The following is a 16,077-nucleotide window of genomic DNA, read 5'->3' as shown; positions in this document are numbered from 1 at the left end:
TCAGTTGCAAATTTATCGACTGACACTCCGTCATCGCAGGCAAGCCAGCTCCCACAATTTGCCCGGGTTTCAGTCCAGATCGGTGGCGTCGTGGCGCTCAGCCAGTTGCTCCTCAGGTGCCCCGGACACCCGATTCACCCGCCGCCCACGCTGCACCGCCGGACGTGCTTCAATCGCCTCGGCCCAGCGCAGCACGTGCTTGTACTCGTGCACCGACAAAAACTCCGCTGACGCGCCGTACAAACGGCCCTTGACCAAGCCGCCATACCACGGCCAGATCGCAATATCGGCAATGGTGTACTCATCGCCGGCAATGTACTTACTCACCGCCAGGCGCTGGTCGAGCACGTCCAGTTGACGCTTGGTTTCCATGGCGAAGCGATTGATCGGGTATTCCATCTTGCTCGGCGCATAGGCGTAAAAATGCCCGAAGCCGCCGCCCAGGTACGGCGCGCTGCCCATCTGCCAGAACAGCCACGACAAACACTCAGCCCGCGCAGCAGGCTCGGTGGGGAAGAACGCGCCAAATTTCTCGGCCAGGTAGTGCAGGATCGCACCCGACTCGAATACGCGAATCGGCGTGTCACCACTGTGGTCCATCAACGCCGGGATCTTGGAGTTGGGGTTGACTGCCACAAAGCCGCTGCCGAACTGGTCGCCATCGCCGATCTTGATCAGCCACGCGTCATATTCCGCGCCGCTGTGCCCCAGGGCCAGCAGTTCTTCGAGCAGGATGGTGACCTTCTGCCCATTCGGCGTGGCCAGGGAATACAGCTGCAACGGGTGTTTGCCGACCGGCAGTGCTTTGTCATGGGTCGCACCGGCAATGGGTCGGTTGATGCTGGCGAAAGTGCCGCCACTTTCGGTGTCCCAGGTCCACACCTTCGGGGGTAGGTAGTCGGTCATGCTCACTTCTCCTTGATTTGAGTACTGTTCGATGCAGCCAGTTGGGCCACGTTCCATCCGCCGCCCAGCGCCTTGATCAGGCCCACATTAGCGCTTAATTGCTGGGTTTGCAGTTGCAGCACACTGCGCTTGGCTTCCAGCGCAGCCACTTGGGCGGTGACCACATCCAGATAGGCCACGGCGCCCTGGCGATAACGCGAGGTCGACAGGTCTTCGGCGTATTGCGCGGCAGCGGCCGCGTCACGCTGGCCATCCAGGGCACTGCCCAGGCCCGCGATCTGCGACAGGTTGTCTTCCACTTGCTCGAAAGCGCCCAGCACCACGCCGCGGTATTTAGCCGCGGCTTCGTCAGTGGCGGCCTTGGCAATATCCACCTGGGCCTGGCGCGCGCCGCCATCAAAGATTGTGCCGACCAGCGACGGGCCGATGGCCCAGAACAGGTTGGGTGCGCTGAGCAAACGCGCAAACTCATCACTCTGATAGCCGCCCTGGGCGCTCAAGGTGATCTGCGGGAACCATGCGGCCTTGGCCACGCCGATCCGCGCATTGGCCGACGCGATGCGACGCTCGGCAGCGGCAATATCCGGGCGGCGTTGCAGCAGGCTCGACGGCACGCCCGTGGGCACGTTGGGCAAGGCAATCGGCGCCACATTCACGGCGACGGTATAGGTTGAGGCGGACTCCCCCAGCATCGCCGCAATCGAATGCTCCAACACCGCCCGTTGCACCAGGCTCTGGTTCAATTGCGACTTGACCGTCGACAGCTGCGTGCGCGCCCGCGCCACGTCCAGCCCGGACACGATCCCGCCGCCGTGCAAGCCTTCGGTCAGGCTAAGGGCTTTGGTGTAGGCGTCGCGGGTCTGTTCCAGCAGTTGGTTCTGCCAGTCGATACCGCGCAGGCGGATGTAACTGTCAGCCAATTGCGCTTGCAGGCTCAGGCGTACCGACGCCAGGTCGGCCCTGGCCGCCTCCGAGTCACTGATGCCGGCCGCAACCGTGTCGCGCACGCGGCCCCACAGGTCGACTTCATAATCCACCTCCAGGCCCAATGTCGCGGAGTTATAGACGTCCGGCGAGGTGGCCGAGCGCAGCGGTTTGGTGTCCGACTGGCGAATACGCTGGCCGCTGCCGATGGCCGAGAGCTTGGGGAACAGCCCCGAACGGTCCTGGGCCAGGAACCCCTGGGATTGCTGGTAATGCGCGAATGCCGCGCTCAGGTCCGGGTTGTTTTTCAGCAACTGCTGCTGCATCGCATCCAGCTGCGGGTCGTTGTAGATGCGCCACCAGCCGTCTCGGTTGGCCTGGTCGTCGGGCGCGCCGACGGTCCATGGGCCTTGGGTGTAAAACTGCGCGGCGACAGGTGTTTGCGGCACTTCAAGCGGCGGCGCCAACGAGCAGGCACCCAGGCTCAAGCTGGCGAGCAGGCCCAGCAAGTTGCGCTTAGCCATGGGGTTTGGCCTCGACGGAAGCGGCAGCCAATTGCACCGAATCATCATCGGCCAGGCCATCCGGCGGCGTATCGATCACGCGGTCGGCCGCTTGCAGGCCGCTGGCGATCTCCACACTGTCGCCAAAGTCACGGGCGATGGTGACGGTCTTGAAGTGCACATGGTCCTGGCTGTCGAGGGTGGCGATGCGCATACCCTTGTCATCGAACACCAGGGCACTGGACGGTACGCGCAGCACGTCGGCCTGCACCGGCAAATCAAACTGCACGCTGGTGTAGCCACCGGGCAGCAGGCGGCCGCCGGGGTTGTCCACCAGCAGTTGCACCAAGGTGCTGCCGGACGCGGCGTTGACCGCATCGGCAGTGGCGATCACCTTGCCGGTAAAGGTTTCGCCGCGATACTCCGGCACGCTCAGGCGCGCCGTAGTGCCTTCGCGAATCTGTGGCGAGAAGGTCTGCGGCACCTGCACATACACGCGCAGACGGCTGACATCGGCCACCGCAAACAGCTCTTTGCCGGCGGTGCCCCCGGCGCTGATCAACGCGCCCACGTCGGTACTGCGCGCGGTGACTACACCGGCAAACGGCGCGACCAGATGCTGGAAGCCCTTGGTCGCCACCAACTGCTCGACATTGGCTTTGGCCGCCGTCACTTTGGCCTGTTTGGCGGTCAGGTCGCCGGTGCGCTCGTCGACGTCCTGACGCGACACCGAGTCGGTCGCCAGCATCGCCTGCCAGCGTTTGGCGGTGGTTTCGGCCAGGTGCTCATCGGCCTGGGCCGAGGCCAGGGTGGCGCGGGCTTGCAGCAGTTGCTGGTCGAGTTCCGGGGTGTCGATTTCGGCCAATACCTGGCCGGCTTTGACGCGCGTGCCGATGTCGACATTCCAGGATTTCAGGTAGCCATTGACCCGGGCAAAAATCGACGCGCGCGAATAGGCTTCCATGCGCCCCGGCAAGTTGAGTACCGGGCCTTGCGCTTGCACCACCGGCTTGACCAGGTTGACGCTGGGCAGCGCCTGCGCGTCGGTCCAGGTCCTGAGGTCACGGGATTCACTGGCACGCACGCTCAGGCCGACACCGACGATGACCACCACCGTCACCCCGCCCACGATCAGCCACAGCAGGCCACGGGACGACTTTTTTTCAGCAATGGAAACGGACATGTCAAACCCCTTGGGAAACGGTAGTCGCCAGCGTGGCGTGTTGGCGACGCCCGTGGACCAGACTGAAAATCAATGGCACCAGAATCAACGTGGCGATGGTGGCAAACGCCAGCCCGCCGATCACCGCACGCCCGAGCGGCGCGTTCTGCTCACCGCCCTCGCCCAGGCCCAAAGCCATGGGCGCCATGCCGATAATCATCGAGATGGCGGTCATCAACACCGGCCGCAGCCGCGTGAAACCGGCCTCCAGCGCGGCCTGCACGGCATCGCCATGCACAGCCAGGCGCTCACGGCAGAAGCTCACCACCAGGATGGCGTTGGCGGTGGCCACGCCCATGCACATGATCGCCCCCGTCAAGGCGGGCACCGACAGCGGCGTATGCGTGACAAACAGCATCCACACAATGCCCGCCAGTGCCGCCGGCAACGCGGTGATGATCACAAACGGGTCGGCCCAGGACTGGAAGTTGACCACGATCAGCAGGTAGATCAGCACCACCGCGCCCAACAGGCCGAACAGCAAGCCACTGAAGGCCGCGTTCATGGTCTGCACCTGGCCCTGTAAAATCACCTTGGAGCCGGTCGGCACTTCACCGGCGTGGGCCGCGATGATTTTCTGGATATCGGCAGCGACGCCACCCAAATCGCGGTCCTGAATCGCCGTCAGCACCTCAACCACCGGCTGGATATCCGACTGGCTGAACACCGAACTGCTGTGGCTGCGCTGGATATTCGCCAGGCCGCCCAAGGTCTGGTCGGTGGCCGCGCCATTGCTGCCGCTCAGCGGCAAGTTGTGCAGTGCGGCCAGGCTTTCCAGGTTGTATTGCGGGGTTTGCATCACGATCGGGTAGGAAATGCCATTGGCCGGGTTCAACCAGAACGTCGGTGCCACCTGGCTGGAGCCCGCCAAGTTGACCACCAGACTGTTGGTGACATCGCGCTCGGTGAGGCCGACCAACTGCGCACGGGTGCGGTCCACGTCGATATTGAACGTCGGCAATTGCCGCGACTGCTGGATGCGCGCATCCACCACCCCCGGCACCCGGCGAATATCACGCAGCAGCGCGCTGGCATAGGTGAAGTTGCCCGCGAGGTTATTGCCGGTGATTTGCAGGTCGATCGGTGCCGAAGAACCGAAGTTGAGGATCTGCCCGACAATGTCCGAGGCCGGGAACGAGAACACCGCGCTAGGGAACTCCCGTGGCAGGGTTTCGCGCAATTGGCGCATGTACTCGGCGGTCGGGCGATGGCCTTCGTTGAGGCTGATCTGGATATCGGCGTCCTGGGAACCCACGGTGCCGGTGTTGTTGTACACCACGTTGATACCGCTGATGGACAGGCCGATGTTGTCGACCAAGGCTTTAAGTTCCTGGGCCGGGACTTTGCGCCGGATCGCGTTTTCGATGTCGGCAATCAGGTGCGCATTACTCTCCACCCGTGTGCCCACCGGAGCGCGGACGTGCAACAGGATCAACCCGGAATCGACCTCGGGGAAGAAGTTGCGGCCCAGGAACGGCACCAACGCAAACGACACGGCGACAAACGCCAGCAAGCCGATCACCACCGCGCGACGATGGTGCAAGGCGCTGTGCAATACGCTGTGGTAACGCTCGCGAAAGGCTTCAAAACGCTTTTCGAAACCGCGCTGGAAATTCACCAGCGGGTTGCGCGACGGTGCGTGCCCGTCGTCGCCGTGTAGATGCGGCTTGAGCAGGTAGTTGGCCAATGTCGGCACCAGGGTCCGCGACAGCAGGAACGAGGCGATCATGGCAAAGATCACCGCTTCGGCCATCGGCACGAACAGGAAGCGCGCCACACCCTCCAGGAAGAACATCGGCACAAACACGATGCAGATACACAGCAGCGAGACAAACGCCGGGGTCACGATCTGCGCCGCCCCGTCGAGGATTGCCGTCTGCACCGGTTTGCCCTGCTCCAGGTGCCAGTTGATGTTCTCGATGGTTACCGTGGCATCGTCCACCAGAATACCGACGGCCAGCGCCAGGCCGCCGAGGGTCATGATATTCAGGGTTTCGCCCAGCGCCGAAAGCGTGGCTATCGAGGCCAGGATCGCCAGCGGAATCGAGGTGGCAATGATCACCGTCGAACGCCAACTGCCGAGGAACAGCAAAATCATCAGGCTGGTCAGCGCCGCCGCGATCAAGCCTTCACGGGCCACGCCGCTGATGGCCGAACGCACGAACAGCGACTGGTCGCCGATCAAATCGATATTCAAGTTGGGCGGCAACGCAGCCTTGTTGTCGGCAAGCTTTTCCTTGATGCCCGCGATCACGCCCAAGGTCGATGCCGAACCGGTCTTGAGCACCGGCAGCAGCACCGAGCGGTTGCCGTTCACATGCACGATGTTGGTTTGCGGCGGGTTGCCGTCGCGCACGGTGGCCAAGTCCCGGATCAGCACGGTGGTGCCGTCGGCGGTCTTGATCGGCAGGTTTTCCAGGTCATGGAAGTCCGAAGGTGAGTTGTTCAGTTGCAGGTTGAATTCGTAGCTGCCGATCTTCTGGGTGCCTACCGGGGTGATCAGGTTCTGCGTGGCCAGGGCAGTGGCGACGTCCTGTGCCGACAGGCCACGGGCTTGCATGCGCGCCGAATCGAGGTCGATCTGCACTTGCCGGCTCTTGCCGCCAAACGGGTATGGCAGGGCCGCGCCGGGCACGCTGGTGAGCATCAGGCGCACCTGGTTCAGGCCGATATCACCCAGGCGCTGTTCGCTCAGGCCCGGCCCAGAGAGTGCAAGCTGCACAATCGGCACGGTGGAGGCGCTGTAGTTGAGCACCAGCGGCGGCACGGTGCTGGGCGGCAATTGCCGCAGGATCGCCTGGGACACCGACGTCACCTGGGCGTTGGCGGTGCTGATGTTGACGCCGGGCTGGAAGAAGATCTTCACAATCCCGTAGCCGTTCATCGACTGCGCTTCGATATGGCGAATGTCGTTCACGGTGGTGGTCAGCACCCGCTCGAACGGCGAGGTGATGCGCCCCGCCATCTGGTCCGGCGGCAAACCGGTGTACTGCCAGATCACCGCAATCACCGGAATGCGGATTTCCGGGAAGATGTCCGTCGGCGTGCGCCAGGCCGCCAGCGGCCCGACGATCAGGATGAAAATGGCCAATACCAAAAAGGTATAGGGGCGCAGCAAGGCGATGCGCACGAGGTTGAGCATAGGAGGTGATCCAGACAGGAGATTGGTCGGTCAAGCAGGCTGCGCCATGCCGTTTCCCGCCTCGCCCCATGCACGTCCTGGGGTTTTTGTAACGACATCCCGGTCACAAAGAGGCATATGCCACGATATCGAACTTAGTGGCATACGCAACTAATTTGTTTCAAGCTGTCTCAGTTTTCATCTGGAACGTCAGTTCGGTCCGAAAGGCCTTGTCCTGACAGGTCGCGCAGGCATAATCAGCCGCGTCGTGTTTTGTATCAGAGAGTATCTGCCCTTGAAATCTGCCCCGCCTTGCTCCGAGAGCCCCAGCGCCTGCGTCAACGGTGCCGTGCGCCGCACCTCGCGCCGCCTGGGCCAGATCTATGACGAAGCGTTCGCGCCCTGCGGGCTCAAAGCCACGCAATACGCGCTGCTCAACCGCATCGCCAAGGCCGGCACGCCGAAAATGGGCGAGCTGGCACAAACCCTGGTGATGGATTTGTCCGCGCTCGGCCACACGCTCAAACCGCTGGTACGTGACGGCCTGGTGGAGCTGCGCGTGGACGAACTCGACCGGCGTACCCGGCGCGTGCTGCTGACCGAACAAGGCAAGCGCACCCACCTGGCGGCCAAGCGTATTTCCACGCAAATGGCCGAACGCTTCGATCAGGCATTCGGCCGTGAAGCGGCGGCGCAACTGCGCCAGACCCTGGACTTTATCGCCTCCGACGAATTTGCCCGCACCCTGCTGGCCAAGGACGATTAAGCCATCGGCTGGTGGTTAGTGACGCAGTGAATGCCACCGCCGCCCGCGGCAATCGCATCGATATTGAGTTGCAGCACTTTGCGGCTCGGGTAGAGCCGTGACAGCAGGTCCAATGCCTGCGGTCCGCCTCCGGGTCGCCGAATTCAGGCGCAATTACCGCGCCGTTGATCACAAAATAATTGATATACCCAGCGGCGAAGTCCTCGTTACCCTTGCTGAACTTGTTTTTGCGCGGGTTCAGCGGCGGCGATACGGTGTGCACCTGCAACGGGCGGCCGTCGGCGTCAGTGGCGTTCTTGAGGATTTCCAGGTGCGCAAGGGTGACTTTGTGGTCGTAGGACTCGGGGTCGGTATCGAGGTTGGCCAGCACCACGCCGGGCGACACAAACCGGGCGTAGAAGTCGACGTGGGCGTCGGTGATGTCCTTGCCCTTGATGCCCGGCAGCCAGATGATCTTGCGCAGCCCCAGGCGTTCCTTAAGTTCGGCCTCCACGTCGGCCTTGCTCCAGTCGGGGTTGCGGTTGCGGTTGATCCAACTGCTTTCGGTCATGATGCCGGTGCCCAGGCCATCCACTTCGATTGCCCCACCCTCGCCCACCAGCTCACTGCGAATGTGGCGCGCGCCGGTTTCTTCGGCCACCAGCGCCGCCAACTGCGCGTCATCGGCATGTTGTTGTTTGTTGCCCCAGCCATTGAAGTTGAAATCCACTGCGCCTTCGCCACCGGTGCCATCGATGACGAAATTGGCGCCGGTGTCGCGCATCCAGATATCGTCCAACTCGGTTTCGACAAAGGTGATATTGCGCGTGCCGCAGTGTTTTTCCGCCAATGCGCGCTCGTCTTCGCGACAGAACACAGTGACCGGCTCATAGTTGGCAATCGCCCTGGCGATACGGCCCAGGGCCGCTTGCACATCAGCGGTAAAGTCTTCCCAGATAGCGTCCTGGGCGCCAAAGGCGATAAAGGCTTGGCGGTGTTTTTCGCCTTCGTCGGGCATGTAGAAACGGCCTTTGACAGCGGCACGTACATGGGTGGTGAGTAAGGTCATGGCACAGACCACGCTGGCTTGTTTGATGAAGGTTCGACGGGTTGGCATGGGGGTCTCTACTTGGTGGTCGCTGTCTTGAATTTAGTCCACATGCGCATGCGCGCACGCATATCCGCCTGGGGGATGTCTTTGCCGGCAATCAACCGCTCGAAGGTGGCTGCATCCGGGTAAATTTGCGGGTTATCACGCATGGCTGCCTCCACCGCCGGGCGGGCCTTGGCGTTGGCCGTAGGGTAGCCGGTGAAGTTGGTGATGGCGGCCATGTTCTGCGGGCGCATCACGAAGTTGATAAAAGCATAGGCGTATTCCGGGTGCTGGGCGTCGACGGGAATGGCCATGGTATCCATCCATACCGTGGTGCCCTCGCGAGGGATGTGATAACCAAAGGTCACCGATTTGCCGGCCGCATCGGCGGCGCGCTGGGCTTGGGTCATGTCACCGCTGTAGCCGAGAGACAGGCACAAATCACCGTTGACCAAGTCGGTCACCGGTTGCGACTGGAACTTGCGGATATACGGGCGCAGCTTGAGCAGCAAGTCACTGGCAGCGGCCAGGTCTTCACGTTTGGCGCTGCGCGGGTCGCGCCCCAGGTAGTTGAGCACCACGGCCAGCACTTCATCCGGTGAATCGATCAGCGAAATGCCACAGTCGGCGAACTTGGCGGCAAATTCGGGCTTGAACAGCAGGTCGAGACTGTTGACCGGCGCGTTCGGCAAGCGCTGCTTAATCTGTGCGGTGTTGTAGGTCAGGCCGATAGTCCCCCAGGTGTAGGGCACCGTGGCTTTGTTCGAGTTGACGTAGTGGCTGCGCAACTTCTGCAAACCCGGCTCGATATCATCCAGCGCAGTGAGCTTGGCAGGGTCCAGCGGTTGCAGGCTGCCGGCGCGCATCAGGCGCTCGGCCACGGTGTCGCCGGGGAAGATCAGGTCGTAGCCGCTGCCGCCGGCCATCAACTTGGCTTCCAGGGTTTCGCTGCCGTCCATCACGTCGTAGATCACCTTGATGCCGGTCTCGGCGGTGAAAGCCGACAAGGTGTCCGGCGCAAAATAGTCCGCCCAATTGTAGAGTTTCAGCGTCTTGTCATCGGCCGTGGCGCAGGCGCTGGTGAGGATCAGGGCACAGCTCAAAAGCAGTCTCATGATGGGCGTCCGTCCAGGGTCAGCAGTGCGTCATACATGTGCGGGCGGCGGTCGCGGAAGATGCCCCAGGTCCGGCGTTCTTCGCGCATCGCAGACAGGTCCAGGGAGTGCACGAGTACGCCAGTGGATTCGCGATCAGCTTCGACCAGCAGCTTGCCTTTGTGGTCGCAGATAAACGACGAGCCATAGAAATCCATTTGCAGGCTCGCATCCGTTGTCGCCACTTCACGGCCTACGCGGTTGGCCGCCACTACCGGCACCAGGTTGGCGGCGGCGTGACCGCGCATGGTCATTTGCCAGTGGTCACGGGAGTCGAGCGCCGCGCAGCCGGGTTCCGAGCCGATGGCCGTGGGGAACAACAACACTTCAGCACCCTGCAACGCCAGGCAGCGGGCGGTTTCGGAGAACCACTGGTCCCAGCAGATACCGACACCCAGGCGCCCGAACGCCGTGTCCCAGACGCGAAAACCGGTGTCGCCGGGGCTGAAATATTCCTTCTCCTGGTAGCCGATGGCGTTGGGAATATGAGTCTTGCGGTACACGCCCATCAACTGCCCATCGGCATTGGCCACACTCAGGGAATTGAAGTAGGCATTACCGGCCTTTTCGAACCAGCTCAGCGGCAGCACCACGCCCAGTTCCTTCGCCAATGCGGCGAAACGCTTGAGCACGCGGCTGTGCTGATACTCCTCGGCCAGTGCCAAATGTTTGTGATGCTGCTCGATACAGAAATACGGCGTGGCGAACAGCTCCTGCAGCAGGATGACCTGGGCGCCCTGTGCGGCGGCATCGCGCACCAACCGCTCGGCGCGGTCGAGGTTACCCGGCAAGTCCCAGGTACACGGCATCTGGGTAGTAGCAATCGTCAATACAGTCATGGCATTACCCCTTTAACGGCCAGGCCGGTTGCTGTTGCGTGATGCAATGCACCCCGCCGCCGCCGTGGGCCAAGTGGTTGATCTGCACCGGCACGATTTCACGGCCCGGGAACGCCTGGGCCAGCACCTCGGCCGCTACCTGATCAGCCTCAATGCCGTAGGCCGGCATGATGATTGCGCCGTTGGCAATGTAGAAGTTGGTGTAGGAGGCGCAAAACACTTCTGCATCGGTGTCCACTGCGTCGGTGGCCTCATACAGTTCGATCAGTTCGAAACGGCGGCCATGGGCGTCGGTGGCCAGTTCCAGGGCGCGACGGTTTTCGCGTACCACTTGGGCGTAGGTCGAGTGGTGATCGTGGGTGGCATCCACCAGCAGCAGGCCAGGGCGGGCGAAGGCACACACGCCGTCGACGTGGCCGTCGGTCATATCGCCAGTGACGTAATCCGGGTCGCCGGGCAGCCAGATAGTCTTTTTGATCCCCAGCAGGCGCGCGAAGACCTCTTCCATCTCGGCCTTGGTCATACCGGGATTGCGGTTGGGGTTGAGCAGCACCGATTCGGTGGTGATCAAGGTGCCCTCGCCGTCCACATGGATCGCGCCGCCTTCATTGCTCAGCGGCGTGCCGAAGCATTCCAGCCCCAGGTGATTAAGCACCCGGCGCGCCAGGCTTTCGTCCAAGTCATGGGCCGACTTGCCGCCCCAGGCGTTGAAGCGCCAGCTCACACCTGCCGCACCCTGTTGCGGGTGACAAATGAAGGTGGGGCCGGAGTCGCGGCACCAGCTGTCATTGACGGCCTCAGCGATCAACTCGATGCCAGGGCCACACAGGGCTTTGGCACTGGCGATTGCCGAAGGGTCGACAATCATTTTTACTGGCTCAAAACGTGCGATGGCATTGGCGACCCGCGCAAAATCCTGCTGCACCAATGCCAAAGTCACACCCCAGGTGCTTTCCCACAGCGCCTGGTTATGTGGCCAGACCATCCAGGTCGCCACATGATGGGACCACTCCGCGGGCATACACCAACCACTGCTTAAAATTTCACTACGCTGCATGACAAGCACCTTTGAGTTAAGTCATTGTGTTCAGTGAAAACTGCCCACGGAGTCTTGGCGCACATGCTACGTAGGCTGAAAAGGCCAAACAAACGATGGATTTTGTAGAAAACTGATTAGCGGAGCTTATCGATATGCTCAACCACTGGCCGCCCCTCGGCACCCTGCGCGGCTTTGAAGCCGCCGCCCGGCTAGGCAGTTTCCACAAGGCTGCCGAAGAACTGCACCTGACCCAATCGGCGATCAGCCAGCAGATCCGCAGCCTGGAGGCTTACCTGGAGCAGCCGCTGTTTTTACGCAGCGGGCGCAGCGTGAGCCTCACCGACGCAGGTTATGACTTCCTCAGCACCACCCAGGCGCTGCTGCAACAACTGGCGGTGGGCGTGCGACGCCTGGGGCAGTACCGCAAACCCAATCAACTGGTGCTCAACACCACGCCGACCTTTGCTCGTCACTGGCTGCTGCCACGCCTGGCGGACTTTCGTCAGCGGCACCCGGAGGTAGACCTGTGGATCTTCAGCACCGATGAAGTGCCTGACATGGCCAGCCAGACCATCGACCTGGCCGTGCGTGACGACATCAGCTCCCAGGCCGAATGCAGCTTCAAGGTGCTGCATGCCGACCGCCTGTTTCCGGCTTGCCATCCCAAGCTGCTGTCTGTGCCTGCGGCGCAGCGCACCACGTTGCACGGCGAGCGAGAGATGGACTGGAGCCATTGGGCCGTGGAGGCCGGTATTGATGTGGGCCAACAGGACCACGGGCTGAATTTTTCCGATCCAGGTTTACTGCTGGATGCCGTGTGCAGCGGGCTGGGCATCGGCCTGGTCAGCCAACTGCTCAGCCGCCAGGCCCAGGCCGATGGTTTGCTCACGCCGCTGGTCGAAGCCACCATTCGCGGTCCCAGTTGGGCGCTGTTGACCCACCGTGACAGTGAAAACGACCCACTGGCCCGCAGCTTTACCGAATGGCTGCTGATGCGTTTGCAGATAGACCCGACATGAGCGACAGACTTGAAGACATCCTCACCGAGCACTTGAACGTGGTGTTCTGCGGCATCAACCCCGGAAAAGGCTCCGCCGCCTTGGGCCTGCACTTCGCCAACCGCAGCAACCGCTTCTGGCGCACGTTGCACCTGGCCGGCTTCACGCCCCATGAAATTCACCCCGAAGAGGGGCGCACCTTGCTCGACTACCACTGCGGCCTGACCACACTGGTGGAGCGTCCGACGGCGAGTGCGGGGGAATTGGCGCGGCATGAATTCAACGACGCGGCGGTTGCGTTTGAGCAAAAAATCCGCCGCTGTCAGCCACGCTTCGTGGCCTTTCTGGGCAAGGTCGGTTATAGCGCCGTGTCCGGCCAACGCGAGGTTGCCTGGGGGTTGCAGCCGCTGTTGTTGGGCGGCGCAGCGGTATGGGTGTTGCCCAACCCCAGCGGGCGCAATTTGGCGTTCAACCTGGAGCAGTTAGTGGATGCCTATCAGCAACTGCGCAAGGCCATTGCGCAGGACAATCATGTGCCCTTAATCTCCTGATCCCATCACCTGAAAGCAACGGAGGCTTCATGAAACTGATAGGCATGCTGGACTCGCCTTACGTACGCCGCGTGGCAATTTCCCTGGACCTGTACGGCGTGGCGTTTGAACATCAGTCGGTGTCGGTGTTCAGCACCTTCGAGCAGTTCCACGCGATCAACCCGGTGGTCAAGGCGCCGACCCTGGTGCTGGACGACGGCACCTTGCTGATGGACTCCAGCCTGATCCTGGATTATTTCGAAGCCCAGGCCCCCACCGACAAGAAGCTGCTGGCACAAGCGCCGGGCGCCCGCGCCCACGAACTGCACCTGCTCGGGCTGGCCCTGGCGGCCTGCGAGAAAACCGTGCAGATCGTCTATGAGGACAATCTGCGCCCGGCAGAAAAACGCCATGAACCGTGGATAGACCGCGTGACCGGTCAACTGTTGGCCGCCTATTCGCTGCTGGAAAAGCACCTTGCCCAAACCACCGACGCGCCACTGACCCAGGCGGCGCTGACCGCGGCAGTCGCGTGGTCGTTCACCCAACTCAAACTGCCGTCGGTGCTCGACCCCAAGGCATTCCCTAACCTGCAACGTCACGCCGACCAACTGGAACAGCACCCGGCGTTCAAGCGCTACCCCATCGAGTAGCAGGCCTAGACCCAGCCGCCATCCACAATAAAGTTCTGCGCCGAACACATCGCCGAGGCATCGGAGGCGAGAAACAACGCCATATTGGCGATGTGTTCCGGCAGTACGCTGCCGGGCAGGCACTGGCTGCGGCTGATCAGCTCCTTGGCCGCATCATCGACCCACATTGCCAATTGTTTTTCGGTCATGACCCAACCGGGCACCAGGGTATTCACGCGAATATGGTTCGGCCCCAGCTCACGTGCCAGGGCGCGGGTCATGCCATGGGCCGCCGCCTTGCTGGCGGCGTACACCGGGTAGCCAGCAGACGCCATCATCCACCCCACCGAGCCCAGGTTGATGATCGCCCCGCCACCAGCGCGTTTCATCATCGGCACCACGGCCTTGGCAGCAAAGAACGCGTGCTTGAGGTTGACCGCGATCAGCCTGTCGAACATCGCCGAATCGACTTCTTCCAGGGTGTGACGCACATCGTTGGCCGCGTTATTGACCAGTACGGTGATCGGCCCCAACGAGTGCTCAAAGCGTTCGATCGCCGCTTTATAGGCGATTTCATCGGTGATGTCGCAACACACGAACTCAACCTTGTAGCCCTGGGAATGCAGCAGCGCGGCCAGCCGCTCACCCTGGCTTTGCGCCCGGTCCACAAAACCCACCCTGGCGCCCTGCGCGGCGAACGCGCGCACCAGGAATTCGCCGATGCCTGAGGCACCACCGGAAACCAGAACGGTCTTACCCTCAAGGTCGGGGTAAACAGCCTGCTGAGTGGTCATATAAAGGTTGCCTCACTTAATTAGTCTTATTTTATTTTGCAAACAGGCCGTAAAAGGCTATAAATCTGCTGCTGCAACGACAAAATATCGCACATTAGTAGAACTATTCCACTGAAAACAACAAAAGGAAGTTCGACCATGAAGCACCCTCGTCACCTGCTTTCCGGCCTCGCCTTGTCCCTGCTGATTGCCAGCGGCGGCGCCCAGGCTGCGGGCCTCACCAGCGAACACAAACCCTTCGGTAAAACCAATGAAGGCACCGCCGTCGAGCAGTACATCTTGCGCAACAGCCACGGCATGCAAGCCACGGTGATCACCTACGGCGGCGTGTTGCAGTCACTGCACGTGCCGGATAAAAACGGCAAGGTCGATGACGTGGTACTGGGTTTTGATGACGTGCAGGGCTATCAGAGCGGCACGGCCTTTTTTGGCGCGACCATCGGGCGCTTCGGCAACCGCCTGGCGGGCGGTGCGTTTGAGCTTGATGGCAAGCGCTATCAGGTGCCGCTCAACGACGGGCCAAATTCGCTGCACGGCGGCGCCCAGGGGTTTGACAAGCACGTTTGGCAAGCCGAACCCGTCAAGGGCAAGGACTCGGTCGGCGTCAAGCTCAGCTACCTGTCCAAGGACGGTGAAATGGGCTTCCCTGGCAACCTTAAAACCGAGGTCACCTACAGCCTCAACGATAACAACGAACTGCATATCGACTACAAAGCCAGCACCGACAAACCCACCGTGCTCAACCTCACCAACCACAGCTATTTCAACCTGGCGGGCGCGGGCAATGGCGACATTCTCAAGCAGGTCGCGACCTTGCATGCCAGCCATTACACACCGGTGAATGCCACCCTGATTCCGACCGGCGAGCTGGCACCGGTCAAGGGCACGCCGATGGACTTTCTCAAACCCACGCCGATCGGCCAGCACATCAAGGACGAGCATCCGCAGCTCAAATTTGCCGAGCCGAAACAAGGCGGGTTTGACTTCAACTGGACGCTCGACACCCAGGGCGATATCAAGCAACTCGCCGCCGAAGTACACGACCCTGCGTCTGGCCGGCGTTTGAAGCTCTACACCAGCGAGCCTGGGGTGCAGTTCTACACCAGTAACTTTCTCGATGGCACGGTGAAGGGCAAAGCGGGCAAGACGTATCAGCACTGGAGTGCTTTTACCCTCGAAACCCAGCATTTTCCCGATGCGCCCAACCAGCCCAAGTTTGCGTCGACTCGGTTGAATCCTGGGCAGACTTATAGCCAGAACACTGTGCTCAAGTTTTCTGCCGACTGAGTGTTGGTGCAACCGGGGTGCAGGAGCCGGCCCTCGCGACAGGCACCCCGGTTTTTCCTTGTGACCGGGGAGTGCCGGGGCAGTTTGAAGTCTTGGGCTGGCTCAGGGTTGCTGAGTACATATCCGTTGCTGCGGTAACGGCGGCCTATGGTTCCGCTCTTACAGCCATGCCTTTCAAGGTCTTGGTTTAAAATCCCCTAATCAATTCAGTCAGGACGACGAAGCTATGTGGGAAAAGGTTTTAGAACGGTTTGAAAAACAAGCACCAGCCAGTGTCATGACCAAGCTGG

Annotated in this window: 13 protein-coding genes and 1 pseudogene; 5 read left to right on the top strand and 9 right to left on the bottom strand. The window is 61.6% G+C overall.

The genetic code is table 11. The features are described 5' to 3' along the window. Window positions 1–69: 69 nt before the first annotated feature. Genes yghU through GIW48_RS24810 form a run of 4 tightly spaced genes read right to left on the bottom strand, consistent with a single transcriptional unit; the run spans window position 70 to window position 6,697 of the window. A complete protein-coding gene (yghU, locus tag GIW48_RS24825) occupies window positions 70–906 on the bottom strand; it encodes a glutathione-dependent disulfide-bond oxidoreductase (RefSeq protein WP_017134579.1) in 837 nt (278 codons plus the stop codon). A gap of 2 nt (window positions 907–908) precedes the next feature. Next, window positions 909–2,354 carry an efflux transporter outer membrane subunit gene (locus tag GIW48_RS24820; RefSeq protein ID WP_236462362.1) on the bottom strand — a complete coding sequence of 482 codons (1,446 nt, stop codon included), beginning with the start codon at window positions 2,352–2,354 and terminating at the stop codon, window positions 909–911. Then, a complete protein-coding gene (locus GIW48_RS24815) occupies window positions 2,347–3,516 on the bottom strand; it encodes an efflux RND transporter periplasmic adaptor subunit (RefSeq protein ID WP_236462356.1) in 1,170 nt (389 codons plus the stop codon). Before GIW48_RS24815 ends, GIW48_RS24820 begins: the two co-directional genes overlap by 8 nt. Before the next feature lies 1 nt (window position 3,517). Next, window positions 3,518–6,697 carry an efflux RND transporter permease subunit gene (locus tag GIW48_RS24810; RefSeq protein WP_236462354.1) on the bottom strand — a complete coding sequence of 1,060 codons (3,180 nt, stop codon included), beginning with the start codon at window positions 6,695–6,697 and terminating at the stop codon, window positions 3,518–3,520. Window positions 6,698–6,971: 274 nt separating this feature from the next. On the opposite strand from GIW48_RS24810, the gene GIW48_RS24805 reads away from it, so the two are divergent. Next, the gene (locus tag GIW48_RS24805; protein WP_178111042.1) at window positions 6,972–7,442 is read left to right on the top strand and encodes a MarR family winged helix-turn-helix transcriptional regulator; all 471 of its coding nucleotides are present in this window, start codon (window positions 6,972–6,974) and stop codon (window positions 7,440–7,442) included. On the opposite strand, the pseudogene GIW48_RS24800 reads toward GIW48_RS24805, so the two are convergent. The 4 genes and pseudogenes from GIW48_RS24800 to GIW48_RS24785 all read right to left on the bottom strand — a co-directional run bounded on the left by GIW48_RS24800 (window position 7,439) and on the right by GIW48_RS24785 (window position 11,564). Further along, a pseudogene (locus GIW48_RS24800) lies at window positions 7,439–8,538 on the bottom strand (agmatine deiminase family protein). The gene GIW48_RS24805 and the pseudogene GIW48_RS24800 overlap by 4 nt on opposite strands. An 8-nt stretch (window positions 8,539–8,546) precedes the next feature. Continuing rightward, window positions 8,547–9,629, bottom strand: a complete 1,083-nt coding sequence (locus GIW48_RS24795; RefSeq protein WP_026013487.1) for an extracellular solute-binding protein — start codon at window positions 9,627–9,629, stop codon at window positions 8,547–8,549. Further along, window positions 9,626–10,507, bottom strand: a complete 882-nt coding sequence (gene aguB, locus GIW48_RS24790) for an N-carbamoylputrescine amidase (protein ID WP_236462351.1) — start codon at window positions 10,505–10,507, stop codon at window positions 9,626–9,628. Before aguB ends, GIW48_RS24795 begins: the two co-directional genes overlap by 4 nt. Before the next feature lie 4 nt (window positions 10,508–10,511). Continuing rightward, the gene (locus GIW48_RS24785; protein WP_017134571.1) at window positions 10,512–11,564 is read right to left on the bottom strand and encodes an agmatine deiminase family protein; all 1,053 of its coding nucleotides are present in this window, start codon (window positions 11,562–11,564) and stop codon (window positions 10,512–10,514) included. A 134-nt stretch (window positions 11,565–11,698) separates the two neighbouring features. On the opposite strand from GIW48_RS24785, the gene GIW48_RS24780 reads away from it, so the two are divergent. The 3 genes from GIW48_RS24780 to GIW48_RS24770 are packed head-to-tail and all read left to right on the top strand — an operon-like array spanning window position 11,699 to window position 13,727. Continuing rightward, on the top strand, window positions 11,699–12,565 hold the full coding sequence (locus GIW48_RS24780) for a LysR substrate-binding domain-containing protein (protein ID WP_099549155.1): 867 nt from the start codon (window positions 11,699–11,701) through the stop codon (window positions 12,563–12,565). Beyond that, on the top strand, window positions 12,562–13,095 hold the full coding sequence (gene mug, locus GIW48_RS24775) for a G/U mismatch-specific DNA glycosylase (RefSeq protein WP_236463076.1): 534 nt from the start codon (window positions 12,562–12,564) through the stop codon (window positions 13,093–13,095). Before GIW48_RS24780 ends, mug begins: the two co-directional genes overlap by 4 nt. A 29-nt stretch (window positions 13,096–13,124) precedes the next feature. Next, a complete protein-coding gene (locus GIW48_RS24770) occupies window positions 13,125–13,727 on the top strand; it encodes a glutathione S-transferase family protein (RefSeq protein ID WP_017134568.1) in 603 nt (200 codons plus the stop codon). A gap of 5 nt (window positions 13,728–13,732) precedes the next feature. On the opposite strand, the gene GIW48_RS24765 is transcribed toward GIW48_RS24770, so the two are convergent. Then, on the bottom strand, window positions 13,733–14,500 hold the full coding sequence (locus GIW48_RS24765; protein WP_099549152.1) for an SDR family NAD(P)-dependent oxidoreductase: 768 nt from the start codon (window positions 14,498–14,500) through the stop codon (window positions 13,733–13,735). Window positions 14,501–14,638: 138 nt separating this feature from the next. Between GIW48_RS24765 and GIW48_RS24760 the strand changes: the two genes are divergently transcribed. Then, window positions 14,639–15,787: an aldose epimerase family protein gene (locus tag GIW48_RS24760; protein ID WP_236463078.1), complete on the top strand. Its 1,149-nt coding sequence runs from the start codon at window positions 14,639–14,641 to the stop codon at window positions 15,785–15,787. Window positions 15,788–16,077 lie beyond the last annotated feature (290 nt).

It is taken from the genome of Pseudomonas sp. PA-6-3C (assembly GCF_021605825.1).
GTDB lineage: Bacteria > Pseudomonadota > Gammaproteobacteria > Pseudomonadales > Pseudomonadaceae > Aquipseudomonas > Aquipseudomonas edaphica.
The sequence above is the reverse complement of the archived record's forward strand: the minus strand, read 5'-3'. Positions and strand labels throughout refer to the sequence as shown.